The following is a 12,630-nucleotide window of genomic DNA, read 5'->3' on the forward strand; positions in this document are numbered from 1 at the left end:
CCGGGGTCCCGCCCGGCGCGCCGCCGAACCAGGACTCCTGCCCGCCACCGGATCCCGGTGGCGTCACCGGGTCGGCTTCACGCGGGCCGCCCGGCCCCGGTGACGCGGTGCGATCATCCGACCAACCGGCCTCACGGTCACTCCTCCGGCCGACATCCCGTCGACCCGGTTGACCATGATCAAGCCACTTTTCCACTCCGACGCACATCCCCATGGACACCGATCGGGCGCGTCGTACGCTCCCGGGCTGACGTACCTGTTCACAGGAACGAACCTGGACGGTTCGAACGCCCCCTCTGTCACACTGTGCCCGGGGGCCATGAGGGTAGCGCATGGACCTGTGGGGGGGACATTTCCACGAGTTGTGAATTTTCGGTGAAGCGTCAGGTGTGGCCGGAAACCGGCCGACCGAAGACCGCTGATCGAGCAGAACCCGAACAGCGGCCCCTGCCCGCCCGCCACCGGCCCGCCGACCGCGCTTCCCGCCGCGCGCCCCTGGCCGGGCCGCACCCGGGCCCACCGGAGCGGAGAGGCGCCCCTCGGATGCCTGTGCGAGGTCCGGGGCTACCCTGACCGCCATGAAACGCGCCGGATGCCTGCTCCTCGCGGCCCTCCCCGTCGGTCTGACGGCGGTGGCCTACCTCTTCGCACCCGCACATTCGGAGAGCGACACGCTGAGCAAACCTGCCGCGTCCGCGACCCCGGGAGTCCGCGAGGAGGCCAAGGAGTCCGCCGAGAACCCGGACGACCAGGCGATCGCGGACCTGCCCCCCGGCCTGGCCGCGCCCGCGAAGAAGGAGCTGGCGCAGCGGTTCGTGGCGACGGCCGTCAACTCCACCGCGGAATGGCGCAGTACATACGGTGCCATCAAGGACATCGGTGACGGAAAGGGCTATACCGCGGGAATCATCGGGTTCTGCACGGGCACCCACGATCTGCTCACCCTCGTGGAGCGCTACACCGAGGCCCACCCCGGCAACGGCCTCGCCCGCTACCTGCCCGCCCTGCGGGCGGTGGACGGCACGGACTCGCACGAGGGCCTGGACCCCGGCTTCACCGCTGCCTGGGAGGCCGAGGCGGAGGTCAAGGCCTTCCGCGAGGCCCAGGAGTCGGAGCGCGACCGCGTGTACTTCGACCCGGCGGTCCAGCTGGCCAAGCTCGACGGCCTCGGCACCCTGGGGCAGTTCGTCTACTACGACGCGATGGTCTTCCACGGTCCCGACACGGCCGCGAACGGCTTCTACGACCTGCGCGAACGCGCCCTGGCGGAAGCGGACACCCCCGCGGAGGGCGGCTCCGAGAAGGAGTACCTGGACGCCTTCCTCGACGTGCACCGCAAGGCCATCGGGGCGAAGCGCCCGGACAGCGACACCAGCCGGGTCGACACGGCCCTCCGGCAGTTCCTCCACAACGGCAACCTGTCTCTCGACACGCCGCTGGAGTGGAGGATGTACGGCACGCCGTACACGGCGTGACCTGCCGGACGGCTCCCACTGCCCGGCCCCACCGCACGGGTCCCTTGTGCCACACGGACGGGCCCGGTCCCTCGTGCCACACGGACGGGCCCGGTCCCTCGTGCCGGGATCTCCCGGTGCCGAGGGCCACAGGCCCGGGGCCTCTCACCCACCGCCCACCCGGTCCCACGGCCCTCGGGGAGCCGGCCGAAGCGCGCCGAGCATGCTCCCCCTGCGGCCGGACGAGCGGGAACCGGCATGCCCTGGCGCGGACTTCAGCCCTCGGCCCGCGTCCCGGCGCCGACGGCTCCCGCGCCACGGCGGAGGACGACCGCACGATGAGCGGTCGCCACGGCCATGAGCGCGAACAAGCTGCCCCCCAGGCACCGGCCGAGCAGGTCCCAGCCGTCCACACGCGGCCCGGCGAGGTTCTCCACGACCTTCCAGACGTCGTAGAACACCAGACCGGCGAGTGCCAACGCGCAGAGCGCCGTCGTCCACCAGCGCTCGGGCCAGCCCTTGTCCACGTCTCCCCCCGTCACGACCACGGCCGCGACCCGCGCCCCGCCTGCTCTGCCCGCCCGCGTGCCCCTCGGCCCGGTACGGCTCCGGCACCCGGGGCGGCTGAGCCGCCCTCACTCCTCTTCTCGGCGAACGCGCCTCACCGCCGCGCTCCCCCGGCTCGGCGGCGAAGCCGTCCGCGAGGCAGGGGCGGCCGTCGCCGTCCGGTATCGCGTCCTGCACCGGAGGACGGGCCGCCCGTATGGCAGGGGTGACAGGAGTCGAACCTGCGACATCCGGTTTTGGAGACCGGCGCTCTGGCCATCTGAGCTACACCCCTTCGGTGTGCCGAGAGTCTCCCATGTCCGGCTGCGGGCACACCACTCGATATCTCACTCGGCGACGCGGGCCGGCCCCGCGCTCACCACTCGCAGAAGGCCACGGTCGCGTCGTCCCCGGACTTGTAGCGCGGCCATCGCCGGCCGTTGGGGTCCGTGGCCTCGACCTTGCGGACGGTGTCGATGAGTTCACGCGGCCCTCCGGCCCGGAGCAGGGCGAAGACCTGGGGCCACGTCGCCATGCCGTACCCGGTGACCAGGCACGAGGCACCGTCGGACAGGACCGCGGCCGCCCGTACGCCACCGGCCGGAGTGCTCCCCGTGATCACGTGGTCCGCCGCCTCCGGATCGGCCGCCGCGACCCAGTAACCGCCGGGGACGTTGCGGGTCTGCCGCTGGGCGGTCACGAAACGCTGAACGGCCTCCCGGTGCTCGGCCGTGTGGGTCTCGTACTGCTCCACCTCGGCGCGCAGTTCGGGGAGCACCTCGTCGACGCGGAGGTCGGTGACGACGGTGACCCCGTCCTGTCCTTCGAGGACGACGGGGGAGTCGGCCAGGACCATGTGGTCGAGGAAGCCGTCACGCTGCCGGAGGACGGCCACCGTTGCCGAAGGGGTGCCCGGGTTGCCCAGGTCGCAGTCGGGGTGGAGCGCTGCCACCTGCCCGAGTGCGCGGGCCAGACCGCCCGCGAGCGGGACCTCCGGATCGGCCAGCTCGGCGAGCAGCCGACTGCCGAGGCGGGACACGTACCAGGGCACTCCGTGACGGCATCCCGTGTCGAGCCCTGCGGTGCTGAGTCCGTCCAGCACCACGGCGAGCGCGGGTGTACCGGCCACCCAGTCCTCGTTGGGGGCCGTTCCACCGGGTCGGGTGTCCATCGTGACGCGCATGCTCAGCCTTCGTGTCGGTTCAGGGCGGTGACGTGCGGGCTCTCCGCCACCTCCGAGTGTCGTCCACCCGCCCGGCGGCACGGGATCGGGGGGAGCGTCGACGCGTGCGGACCGCGGGGTACGGGACCGCGGGCTCGGCTTTCCGGGACGCGGGGCTGAGCGAGCACACCCGATGCCGTGGACGGTAGCCCGCGGTGGCCGGGGCGGTCGGCTCGCACTCACTGGCCCGCCCGCTCGCGCGCAGACCTCCGAGATCTCCAGTAGGCCACGACCTCGGCGCCCAGGCCGGCCACTACGAACATGCCCGCCAGCCAGAAGAGCGACGTACGCGACCACTCCAAGCCACCAAGCAACGCCGCCACACCGAGGGACGGCAGAAAGTGCGCGGCAGCGGTCCACCACTGGCCCTTGCGTGCTTGGACGATCGCGGAGGCCGACGCGAGCACGACGAGCAGCGTCGCCGCCGCAACGGGTATCCACATGGCGGCAGTCTGCCGCGCCCTAGTTCAGCGCATGCCACCGCCCTGCGAGATGAAGCCCTCGCGTGCCCGACCCGAAGGGGGAACAGCGGGGAGTCGCGGTCTGCCACGGACGAATGACGTACAAGCGGCCCCCAACCATGTCACCTGGTCAGGGGCCGTTCACATGCGGTGGGGTGGGATGCGAAACCACGGAGACGGGTGCTGGGGGAAGCGTCCCCCTGTCGCTGACCTGCTGGTTCCCCGCCCTCCAGGCCCATCGCCGCCTCCGGCGGTCCACACCTGGTCCACTGGGTCGGCTCAGTCGCCGGAGAAGCCCCAGAAGTAGATCTCCTGCGGCTCCCCCTGGTCGTCATGGAGCACGGCACACCGCCCGTACCAGCGCCAGTGGTCGAACTCCTCGAGCCTCGGCACGTGCGCCCGGGTGAGTTTCCGCGTGCCCAGGACACACAGCGCCTCGTCCTCGGTCACCTGCTTCATCGTGGACCAATCCGGCTCCTCGTCCGGCCCGATGATCCGGAAGATGTCGAGAATCGAGTGCGTCCCGGCTTCCTGGGCCATCTCGTCAGCCCACAACTCCTCCTCGGTCTCGGGCCAGGGCAACCGTTCCTTCTCCGGCCTCCAGTCAGCGCCCGAAACCCAGTAGTACTCCCGCTCCTCGAAGACCTTCCGCCGCAGCGCATCGAACGCCCCGACGAGATCCTCCTGATACGGCACCGAGTAGTCCCACCCCGACGCGCCCATGTACCGGCCCCTCCCCGCACCGCTCTTCCAGAGCGGCCGGACGCTAACAGCGGCCACTGACAGCACCTGGGCCAAGAGAGCTGAGCACTGGGATGGGGCTACTTCATGAGCTGGATGCCGAACTACCTGACCCAGGCACCCAGAACTCCGCTGAGACACCCGGCCGACCACACCCCGCACGCGACAGCAGTACCTCCGCTGTACCGTCTTCGCAGGCAATCTCGGGGAGGGGGGACGGTGCCAGGTGATCTCCAGTTCAGTTGGGAGCTCAGCGGAACCGGTTGGGCCACATGCCGCATCGCGGACAGCGCTTCCGAGCAGAGGCACTTCGTCAGCTACTGCACCGACGCACTCGCCGACCTGATCCATCGCGTGGCGGGTCTCTACGGCCCCACCTCTGTCCAGAGGGTCTCATTCGACCTCGAACCCGCTGAGGTGAGGTGGGTCCTTCGAGGTCAGGATTCGGATGTGGGCATCGCGATCTACGAGTTTCCGGACATGTCCACGAGCTTTGACATGGCGGACTCAGAAGGAAAGCTTGTGTGGCGGTCGAAACAGCCCCGCGCCCTTCTGAGCCACGCTGTCGTGGAGGCGGCACAGGACGTACTCCGGATACACGGTGAGGACGGATACCGAGCCAAGTGGGTACAGCACCCCTTCCCTGCCGCCGCACTGCAGGACCTCCGGCGCCTGCATATGAGGGACGACTCGTGCGAGCTCCCGCATGGGGTTGCGACCTCGTAAGAACAGGGGCGCCAGTATTCGTCAGCCTGACGTGAAACGTGGTCGAACCCAACCCCAGTTAGCCGCTGCTCTGCGATGCTGGAGGCCGATCGAGAGGGGCCGCAGCGATGCAGTGGAAGATCCACGGGGAACGTCCGATCTACGAGAACAGCTGGGTGAACCTGTGGCTCACCGACGTCGAGACGCCGGACGGGAACCGCTGGGAGCACCACGTCGTCAAGCTCCGGCACCTGGCCGTGGCCGCTGTCGTCAACGAGCGACGCGAGGTGCTGATGATGTGGCGGCACCGCTTCATCACGGACGCCTGGGCGTGGGAGCTGCCCATGGGCCTGGTCGAAGAGGGCGAGACACCGGCCGAGGCGGCTGCCCGTGAGGTGCTGGAGGAGACCGGCTGGCGCCCCGGCCCCATCAAGCCGCTGATCTACGCCGAGCCGGCCAATGGCATCACCGACTCCCAGCACCACGTCTTCCGGGCCGACGGAGCGACGTACGAGGGTCCGCCGGCCGAGAAGAACGAGTCGGACCGGATCGAGTGGATCCCGCTGGCCGACGTACGGGGCATGATCGACCGCCGCGAGATCGTCAGCAGCGGCTCCCTCGTGGGGCTGCTCTACCTGCTCATGAACGAGGCGATCCGCTGACCTGACGCGGCAGCGCCTCCCGGAGCCGGGCCTCGAACGCCACTGCGGCCGGTTCGCGGCGGAAGGGCTCCAACTGCTCGTAGAACTCCCGGAGGTGGCCGGCGACTCGTTGCGAGCTGACGGCCGCTGCCGGGGCCAGGGCGTCCATGGCCGTGTGGCATGCCTGGTCGAGTTTGCCGCGTTGGAGCTGGGTGCGGGCGAGCCAGAAGGCGTGAAAGGCGCGGCCCCGGTGGTTCGATGCGTGTTCGCGGCGGAGGGCGTCCGCGATGAGGGGTTCGGCGAGGGCGGCTTCGCCCAGGCGGCCGTGCGCGATGCCGGTGTCCACGATCAGCTTCGGTTCGTCGAAGTAGGCGACCCATGCCGGGTCCGGATCACCGCTGCTGATCCGGCCGAACTGGGTGTGGGCTTCCGAGATCGCGGTGTGGGTCGCGCCGGGGTTGCCGAGGGTGGCGTGGGCGAAGGCTTCGCGCATCGCGAGCATGGCCAACACGCGCGGTGTCGTCCCCGCGGCGGCTCGGGCCTGGTCCTGGGCGGCCGTGACGAGTGCGAGGGCGTCGCCGGGCTTGTCCTGGTAGGTGGCCTGGAGGCTCATGCAGGCGAGGACGTTGGCCATGAACCGGCGGTCGTCGATGACCTTGGCCAGGCCGAGGGATTCGGTGAAGTAGGCGCGTGCCTGGTGGTACTGGCGGGCGTCGAAGTAGGTCCATCCGGTGAGCCGGGCCAACTCGGCCGCGATGCTGTGCAGGCCGTCCCGTAGAGGAGCCGGACGCTGCTCCTTGAGGAGTTCGACGACGTAGCGGAGCTGGCCGACGACCGCCGGCCGTAAGGTCTCTCCGCCGTGCTCGTCGTCCCGGCGCCAGTAGTCCGCGATCGACGAACGCAGCGCGTCCAGCGTCGACGCGCTGAGGTCCCGCTCGGCCGCCAGGGCGAGGATGCTGTCGACGTCCGCCCCCGGCAGTCCGGCAACCAGCGGTTCGCCGGCTGAGCTCGGCACCTCGGCCGGTTCGTCGGGCATGACCGTCAGGCTGGGCGGCGTCTCCCAGACGCGTCGGGCAAGGCCGAGCATGTGTCCGGGGATGCGCAGTCCGTCGGAGATCCGTTCGACCACGTCCATGTGCAGCAACTGCCGTCGTCCGGCGATCACCTCGCCCACGCGGCTCGGGGTCAGGTCGCAGCGGCGCGCGATCATCGACGGATAGATGCCTGCTCGTGCCTTGACCAGCTGAAAGATGCGGCCGAAGTCTCTGACCTGGCATGCCTCGATCATCACAGGGTGCGTGAGCAGGCTGACCGGGAGTTCCTTCGAGCGGGACGGCTCGGGCATCGGGCACGCTCCGGCATGAGGACTACGGATCGCTGCACTTGGTCAACCGAGGGTGATGTTACCCAAGCTGGGTAGACCGCTTGGCCTTTCTGGCCGGGCCCGCGGATCGCGATGCTCCTGACCATGGCGAACGGACAGGACGACGTACGGATGACGTTGCGGGTCTCCCGCGACTCCGGCCAGACGTGGGGGCCCCGCATGGTGGTACGTGTGGGCGAGGACCCGGTGGTCCCGGAGAACCCGGGCCGCTACCCGCCCTGCGTCTGCCCCCGGTGCTCGCAGCAGGCCCGAAATGCCGTCAGGTCCTGCCGGACGGTGTCGTGATGCGGTGCGTGCACTGGCGCCGGGTGCCCCTCGACCTGGCACGGGAAGCGCGGGAGAAGTCGGCCGCCGCGTACATCGACAGGGCGGTGCAGTGTCAACTGTCCGCGCACGACGAGGGTGAGCACTTCGGTCTCCTCACCGACGCCGTGGCGTACGGGACCGCGCTGTGGCTCCGCTGGCACGGGGCGGACGAGGTGGAACTGGTCGTACTGCCGGACTGCCCGGTGGCCGCCCCGGGTCCTGACGGCGAGGACTGCTGTCTGTTCGCCGACCACGCAGTGCAGCACACCTGGGAAGACGCCCTGGAGGAGGTCTCGTGCACCAGCTGATCGCGGGCCCGCACAAGACCCGGCGCCCTCGCTCGCCTCGCAACGAACAGTGCGGGGACTGCGGTGGCAGCGGCGCCAACTCGTCGGGCAGAACCTGCGGCACCTGCAACGGGCTTGGCGAGATCCACTGCCACGCCGGCCGCCAGGAGTCCCGTGTGCTGTCCCGCTCCATGATCCGGAAGGAGGGCCACCGATGGCCCACGCTCTGATCGCCTCCCCGTTCCTCGACGGACACCTTCTCCTCAAGCCGGGAGCAAGGGCCGGCGCCCGCATCTCGGCCGACCATTTCGAGGGCCTGCGCCAGGCCGCTGCCGACGGTGAGTCGCTTCCCGCCTGGGTGGTGCAGGCCGCCGCCGACGTGTGGGGCCTGGACCTGGGCGGCCGACCCGTGCAGGGCACGGTGCTGGTGCGCGAGCCGTCCCCGTACGGCTACTGCCGGGCCTCCTGGGAGATCAACCTCGGCTGCAACTTCGGCTGCAAGCACTGCTATCTCGGCGAACGGCCCTTCTCCGGCCTCGGCTGGGAGGACAAGGTGCGACTGCTGGACATCATGCGTGAGGCCGGTGTCCTCTGGCTCCAGATCACCGGCGGCGAGCCCACCATGGATCCCCACTTTCAAGGTGCCTACCGGTACGCCTGGCAGGCCGGGATGATGCTCACCATCTCCACCAACGGCTCACTGCTCTGGCGGCCCGACCTCCTCAAGCTCTTCCGCGACTGCCCGCCCTACCGCCTGGTGGCCAGCATGTACGGGGCGAGTGAGGAGTCCTTCGACACGCTCACCCAGCGCCGCGGGGCGTGGAAGTCGTTCCGGCGCGGCATGGACGCCGCCCGTGAGGCGGGGCTGCCGCTGCGCATCAACGTCGTGGTGACCGAGGACAACGCTGACGAGGCCGACGCGATGGCCGCCCTCGCCGACGAATGGAACGTCGAGAACCACGCGTACACGAACATGACGCCCACGATCTACGGCGGCGGTGAACCGCTGCTCGCACAGTCCGCCGCCCACCTGCGACAGCGCAAGCCGTTCGCCGGCTGCAACGCGGGACACACCTTCTTCCACGCCGACCCCCACGCCAAGGTGTCGATCTGCAAGGTCGGCCGCGACGACCAGATCGACCTCATGGCCGAAGGCATCGACGGCCTCACCCGGCTCGGGGCCATCGCCGACCGCCTCATGCTTCGCACCGGTGGGTGCGAGGGCTGCGCCCTGTCCGGCACCTGCCGGGTCTGCCGCCCCCTGGCCAAGCACTACCAGGAGGCGAAGGCGCCGCTGCACAGCTACTGCCAGCACGGAGACAAGGAGAACGCCTCATGACCCCGCCCGTACCGGTGAGCATCCTCCCAGGCCTCCCGGCCTCGGCCCGCCGCGCGGCCCCGCCCGTCGCGACCGCGTCGATCACCGCTGTCCAGGACCTCGACGTGATCGTGGAGAGCGCGGAGTGCTCCTGCGACGCCGGGGACGACAACCCCCACTGACCGACACGATCCGGTCAACTCCGCTCAGGCCCCGGCGTCCTCGCGTCGGGGCCTGAGCCCTGCCCGTCCCACCGCTAGGGTGCCGCCCATGTTCTTCCGCTGGGACTGGCTCCGGCCCCAACTGACCGCGCCGATCGTGCCGACTCTCGGTCCCGTCCACCCCGATGCCCTGACCGTCGGGATCTTCGAGGACGTCCTGCGGACTGCCGACACCGGAGACTTCCTGCCCTACGACAAGGACCGGCGCTGGGGCGGCGAGAAGGACGAGAAGGCCCTCCGCGAGGACGTGGTCCACCAGCCCGAGCACACCCTCATCCCCACACTGACCCGGCGCGGACGCGGCACCGTGAAGGTCTTCGCCTACGGGATCCGCGACAGCGTCGTGGAGGAGGCCGCCGAGCTGGCAGCCAAGCTCGCCTCCGTACACGACGTGGTCGGCGCCCGAGTCGTACGCCCCCTCGGCCCCGACACCCCGCACCCGCGCGGCACCCGCATCCAGCTGAAGGACTTCACCACCGCCCCCTGCCCCGCCCCCCACGGCCCGGTCCGGCCCGTCACCGATTGGCCGACTGCCGCGCAGGAGAGCTTCGCGCCGTTCGCCGAGGCCATGGCGGGCGATGGCCTGACCTTCCTCCACACCCGGATGCAGGCCGGCCGATGCGGTCCGGTCCTCACCACCACTGTCGAGGACCGCATCGTGGGCGCGATCGGCCCCATGGAGATCCAACCCGACGCCATCGAACGCCCCCAGCTCATGCCCCAGTACTTCGCCGTCCTGCCCGAGGCCCGAGGCCAGGGCCTGGGACGCATCCTGTGGCGGGCGGCGATGCACTGGGGCCAGTCCCACGGCGCCGCCTACCAACTCCTCCAGACCGAGATCGGCGGCCCCTCCGACCGACTGTGCCAAACCGAAGGATCGGCCTCCCTCGGCTTCACCCACACCACAGCGGCGTAACCACCGGACCTAGGACGCCGCGAGGTCACAACCAGTCCAGTGCCTCTCAGGTGATCCGCCGCATCACCGCGCCTCGTCGTGCGTTGCAGGCGTGCGTGATGGACGTCGTCGCGGCCTGAGAGGTCCGTCCCGAGCCGAATCCCAACTCCAGGGGCAGCGGTTGCCAGGCGATGTTGTTGTGCAGCACGCACGTAGAGGATGCCCTGCAAGCACGGCCGGTCCGGCACCGGCCGCGGGCCGGGAGCCTTCCCGGGCAAGGGCGGCATCAGCAGCTCGATCAGCGCCCACAGGTCATCGTCCACGATCCACGGCCGGGTACTCAGAGGGCGGTTCGTGAGGTGTTGACCGTTTCCCGATTGAGCCGAAGCACGCTGGTTGTTCACGTGGGCAGGCTTCTCGGCACCTGTGAGGCTTGACGTCGGCAGGTCGTTCTGCGTCAGCTCTTGACGGCCTCTGCGATCTGCAGGGCGACCTGGGCGGGCGTGAGGTGTGTGGTGTCGACGACCTCGGCCTCGGCGTGCAGCCAGGTGCGGGCCGCCTCGGCGTACGGCTCAAGATATTGGAGACGGAACGGGGAGTTGGGGCCGAGAACAGTGTCGCCCGTGATCCGCCCGCGGAGGGTGTCCGGGTCGGCATGGAGGACGAAGTGCCGGACCGGAATGGCATGCTGAGCAAGGCCGGAGGTGATCTCGCGCCAGTACTGCTCGACCAGGACAGTCATGGGCATCACCAGAGTGCCGCCGGTGTAGTCGAGAACACGTCGGGCGGTCTCGACCACGAGCGGCCGCCATGGCGGCCAATGCTGGAAGTTGTCCGTAGCGGGCAACCCCGGCGTGATGTCCATGAGCGTCTCGCCGACCTTCTCAGCATCGAACACCCGTGAATCCGGGATCAGCTGCTGCACGAGCGCACTGGTCGTCGTCTTGCCCGCGCCATGGGTGCCGTTGAGCCATACGATCATGAGACTCGACGCTAGCGTCGTGCGGCCCGCAGGAACAGACACAGCAGAGATCTGCTCACTGATGAGGCTGGTGTGGGGCTGCTCGTCGCAGTGCTCGGCGGCTACTGCTTCCTGGTGAAGCTGCCGGCGTCGGCCTCGGTGAGGATACCGAGCTTGACCAGGCGTTTCAGCTTGGAACGGGTGCCCTCGATGTTCTTCGGCAGCAGTTCGTGGGCGAGGGCTTCGCACACGTCCCGGGCCCGCAGTGGGCCGGTCACGTCGTTGAAGACACTCAGGATGCGGGGGTAGTCCGGGTGCTCGGGCAGGTCCGGCGGGACGGCTGGGAGCCGGTCGGCGAGGGCGGTGACGGTCTTGCGTGTGATCGCGAGGTGTTCGAGGTGGGTCTCGGCCTCCCGCAGCCGGGCCTGCAGTTTGTCGAGCTGCGTGCGGAGTTCGTCGGCCATGGCCCGGGCGACGTCCTCCTGGATGCCGAGCGCGTCGAGCAGGGGCTGGATGTTCACGTGCTCACCGCCTGCGCCTCGCGCCAGGTCGGGGTGTTCGCACCGGTGAGGCGGCGGACCATGACCTGGGTCATGGCCCAGTAGACGCGGGAGGCGGACGAGGCCGGGTGGTGCTCGTAGTCGCGGACCAGGCGCCGGTGCAGTATCAGGATCCCGTAGGTCTGCTCGACCCTCCACCGCTTCAACTGTGGGACGAAGCCGGCGTCCTGCGGGTTGCGTTCGACGATCTCCACGTCGACGCCGAGTGCGGTGCCGTGGTCGACCACGGCCTTCTTGAAACCCTGGTCGGCCAGCGCCTTCTCGACGGTGCCGCCAGCGTTCTCGGCGACCTGGTTCAGCAGGGCGATGCCCGCAGCGTTGTCGTGCGCGCTCGCGGCCAGGACGGTGACGGCGATGACGAGGCCGAGCACGTCCACGGCCAGTCCCCGCTTGCGGCCCGGCACCTTCTTCGCCGGGTCCCGGCCGGTCGTGGAGGCGGGGACCCCGGCGGCCGCGTGGACACTCTGGGTGTCCAGCACCACCAGGGTCGGGTCCTCTAATCGGCGGGCCCGCTCACGGACCTGGCAGCGCAGGAGTTCGTGGATGACCTGGTCGGTGCCGTCGTCCCGCCAGGCGGCGAAGTAGTAGTACGTCGCGCTCTTCTGCGGCAGATCGTGCGGGAGGTAGGCCCACTGGCAGCCGGTTCGGCCCTGGTAGAGGATCGCGTTTACGATCTCCCGCATCGCGTAGGCGCCCTGGTGGCCGCTGACCGAGCGGTGCCGGTCCTTCCACGCGGTGATCACCGGCTCGATCAACGCCCACTGCTCGTCCGATAAGTCGCTGGGGTAGGGCTTGCGTTCGCTCACATCATCACACCAGCAGACGGGCGGCTACGGACCAGCGGATTCCGCCCCGCATCCACACCATCAGGCGATGACAGAGGCGCTCAAAGAGTCACGAACCGCCCTCTCACAGCGTGGTTTCGCCC

Annotated in this window: 16 protein-coding genes and 1 tRNA gene; 7 read left to right on the forward strand and 10 right to left on the reverse strand. The window is 69.8% G+C overall.

Annotated elements, in window-relative coordinates:
• Positions 1–578: 578 nt before the first annotated feature.
• On the forward strand, positions 579–1,475 hold the full coding sequence (locus ACGF15_RS12810) for a chitosanase (RefSeq protein ID WP_392798462.1): 897 nt from the start codon (positions 579–581) through the stop codon (positions 1,473–1,475).
• A 254-nt stretch (positions 1,476–1,729) separates the two neighbouring features.
• Here ACGF15_RS12810 and ACGF15_RS12815 read toward each other — a convergent pair whose 3' ends face one another.
• The 5 genes from ACGF15_RS12815 to ACGF15_RS12835 form a co-directional block, all read right to left on the reverse strand.
• Positions 1,730–1,981: a hypothetical protein gene (locus ACGF15_RS12815; RefSeq protein WP_392798465.1), complete on the reverse strand. Its 252-nt coding sequence runs from the start codon at positions 1,979–1,981 to the stop codon at positions 1,730–1,732.
• 237 nt (positions 1,982–2,218) lie between these two features.
• Positions 2,219–2,295: transfer RNA gene (locus ACGF15_RS12820), tRNA-Trp, on the reverse strand.
• 81 nt (positions 2,296–2,376) lie between these two features.
• Entirely contained in the window at positions 2,377–3,183 is an 807-nt protein-coding gene (locus ACGF15_RS12825; RefSeq protein ID WP_345612378.1) for a hypothetical protein, read from the reverse strand.
• Positions 3,184–3,401: 218 nt separating this feature from the next.
• The gene (locus ACGF15_RS12830) at positions 3,402–3,665 is read right to left on the reverse strand and encodes a hypothetical protein (RefSeq protein WP_392798468.1); all 264 of its coding nucleotides are present in this window, start codon (positions 3,663–3,665) and stop codon (positions 3,402–3,404) included.
• A 297-nt stretch (positions 3,666–3,962) separates the two neighbouring features.
• Positions 3,963–4,463 carry a hypothetical protein gene (locus ACGF15_RS12835; protein ID WP_392798471.1) on the reverse strand — a complete coding sequence of 167 codons (501 nt, stop codon included), beginning with the start codon at positions 4,461–4,463 and terminating at the stop codon, positions 3,963–3,965.
• 180 nt (positions 4,464–4,643) lie between these two features.
• On the opposite strand from ACGF15_RS12835, the gene ACGF15_RS12840 reads away from it, so the two are divergent.
• Together ACGF15_RS12840 and ACGF15_RS12845 are read left to right on the forward strand one after the other, a co-directional pair.
• Positions 4,644–5,150 (forward strand): hypothetical protein, encoded by a 507-nt coding sequence (locus tag ACGF15_RS12840; protein ID WP_392798474.1) that lies wholly within the window; start codon positions 4,644–4,646, stop codon positions 5,148–5,150.
• A 107-nt stretch (positions 5,151–5,257) separates the two neighbouring features.
• Positions 5,258–5,791 carry an NUDIX hydrolase gene (locus ACGF15_RS12845; RefSeq protein ID WP_392798476.1) on the forward strand — a complete coding sequence of 178 codons (534 nt, stop codon included), beginning with the start codon at positions 5,258–5,260 and terminating at the stop codon, positions 5,789–5,791.
• On the opposite strand, the gene ACGF15_RS12850 is transcribed toward ACGF15_RS12845, so the two are convergent.
• Positions 5,769–7,115 carry a hypothetical protein gene (locus ACGF15_RS12850; RefSeq protein WP_392798478.1) on the reverse strand — a complete coding sequence of 449 codons (1,347 nt, stop codon included), beginning with the start codon at positions 7,113–7,115 and terminating at the stop codon, positions 5,769–5,771. The genes ACGF15_RS12845 and ACGF15_RS12850 overlap by 23 nt on opposite strands.
• Positions 7,116–7,438: 323 nt before the next feature.
• Between ACGF15_RS12850 and ACGF15_RS12855 the strand changes: the two genes are divergently transcribed.
• The 4 genes from ACGF15_RS12855 to ACGF15_RS12870 all read left to right on the forward strand — a co-directional run bounded on the left by ACGF15_RS12855 (position 7,439) and on the right by ACGF15_RS12870 (position 10,202).
• Entirely contained in the window at positions 7,439–7,768 is a 330-nt protein-coding gene (locus ACGF15_RS12855) for a hypothetical protein (protein WP_392798481.1), read from the forward strand.
• 193 nt (positions 7,769–7,961) lie between these two features.
• Positions 7,962–9,086 carry a radical SAM protein gene (locus tag ACGF15_RS12860; protein WP_392798484.1) on the forward strand — a complete coding sequence of 375 codons (1,125 nt, stop codon included), beginning with the start codon at positions 7,962–7,964 and terminating at the stop codon, positions 9,084–9,086.
• Positions 9,083–9,247: a hypothetical protein gene (locus ACGF15_RS12865; RefSeq protein ID WP_392798487.1), complete on the forward strand. Its 165-nt coding sequence runs from the start codon at positions 9,083–9,085 to the stop codon at positions 9,245–9,247. The genes ACGF15_RS12860 and ACGF15_RS12865 overlap by 4 nt, the downstream gene beginning before the upstream one ends.
• Positions 9,248–9,335: 88 nt before the next feature.
• A complete protein-coding gene (locus ACGF15_RS12870; RefSeq protein WP_392798490.1) occupies positions 9,336–10,202 on the forward strand; it encodes a GNAT family N-acetyltransferase in 867 nt (288 codons plus the stop codon).
• Between the two features lie 46 nt (positions 10,203–10,248).
• On the opposite strand, the gene ACGF15_RS12875 is transcribed toward ACGF15_RS12870, so the two are convergent.
• The 4 genes from ACGF15_RS12875 to ACGF15_RS12890 form a co-directional block, all read right to left on the reverse strand.
• On the reverse strand, positions 10,249–10,389 hold the full coding sequence (locus tag ACGF15_RS12875; RefSeq protein WP_392798493.1) for a hypothetical protein: 141 nt from the start codon (positions 10,387–10,389) through the stop codon (positions 10,249–10,251).
• Between the two features lie 249 nt (positions 10,390–10,638).
• A complete protein-coding gene (locus ACGF15_RS12880; RefSeq protein WP_392798495.1) occupies positions 10,639–11,163 on the reverse strand; it encodes an ATP-binding protein in 525 nt (174 codons plus the stop codon).
• A 101-nt stretch (positions 11,164–11,264) separates the two neighbouring features.
• Positions 11,265–11,663, reverse strand: coding sequence for a hypothetical protein (locus tag ACGF15_RS12885; RefSeq protein ID WP_392798498.1), 399 nt, complete (start codon positions 11,661–11,663; stop codon positions 11,265–11,267).
• The gene (locus ACGF15_RS12890) at positions 11,660–12,508 is read right to left on the reverse strand and encodes an IS5 family transposase (RefSeq protein WP_392798501.1); all 849 of its coding nucleotides are present in this window, start codon (positions 12,506–12,508) and stop codon (positions 11,660–11,662) included. Before ACGF15_RS12890 ends, ACGF15_RS12885 begins: the two co-directional genes overlap by 4 nt.
• Between the last annotated feature and the right edge of the window lie 122 nt (positions 12,509–12,630).

Source organism: Streptomyces sp. NPDC048001 (assembly GCF_043203115.1).
GTDB classification, from domain to species: Bacteria; Actinomycetota; Actinomycetes; order Streptomycetales; family Streptomycetaceae; genus Streptomyces; species Streptomyces sanyensis.

Excerpts from the sequence above, each read along its gene's own strand:
- ACGF15_RS12810 (WP_392798462.1), top strand. The coding sequence starts at position 579 with ATGAAACGCGCCGGATGCCTGCTCCTCGCGGCCCTCCCCGTCGGTCTG.
- ACGF15_RS12825 (WP_345612378.1), bottom strand. The coding sequence starts at position 3,183 with ATGCGCGTCACGATGGACACCCGACCCGGTGGAACGGCCCCCAACGAG.
- ACGF15_RS12830 (WP_392798468.1), bottom strand. The coding sequence starts at position 3,665 with ATGTGGATACCCGTTGCGGCGGCGACGCTGCTCGTCGTGCTCGCGTCG.
- ACGF15_RS12845 (WP_392798476.1), top strand. The coding sequence starts at position 5,258 with ATGCAGTGGAAGATCCACGGGGAACGTCCGATCTACGAGAACAGCTGG.
- ACGF15_RS12850 (WP_392798478.1), bottom strand. The coding sequence starts at position 7,115 with ATGCCCGAGCCGTCCCGCTCGAAGGAACTCCCGGTCAGCCTGCTCACG.
- ACGF15_RS12855 (WP_392798481.1), top strand. The coding sequence starts at position 7,439 with ATGCGGTGCGTGCACTGGCGCCGGGTGCCCCTCGACCTGGCACGGGAA.
- ACGF15_RS12860 (WP_392798484.1), top strand. The coding sequence starts at position 7,962 with ATGGCCCACGCTCTGATCGCCTCCCCGTTCCTCGACGGACACCTTCTC.
- ACGF15_RS12865 (WP_392798487.1), top strand. The coding sequence starts at position 9,083 with ATGACCCCGCCCGTACCGGTGAGCATCCTCCCAGGCCTCCCGGCCTCG.
- ACGF15_RS12870 (WP_392798490.1), top strand. The coding sequence starts at position 9,336 with ATGTTCTTCCGCTGGGACTGGCTCCGGCCCCAACTGACCGCGCCGATC.
- ACGF15_RS12880 (WP_392798495.1), bottom strand. The coding sequence starts at position 11,163 with ATGATCGTATGGCTCAACGGCACCCATGGCGCGGGCAAGACGACGACC.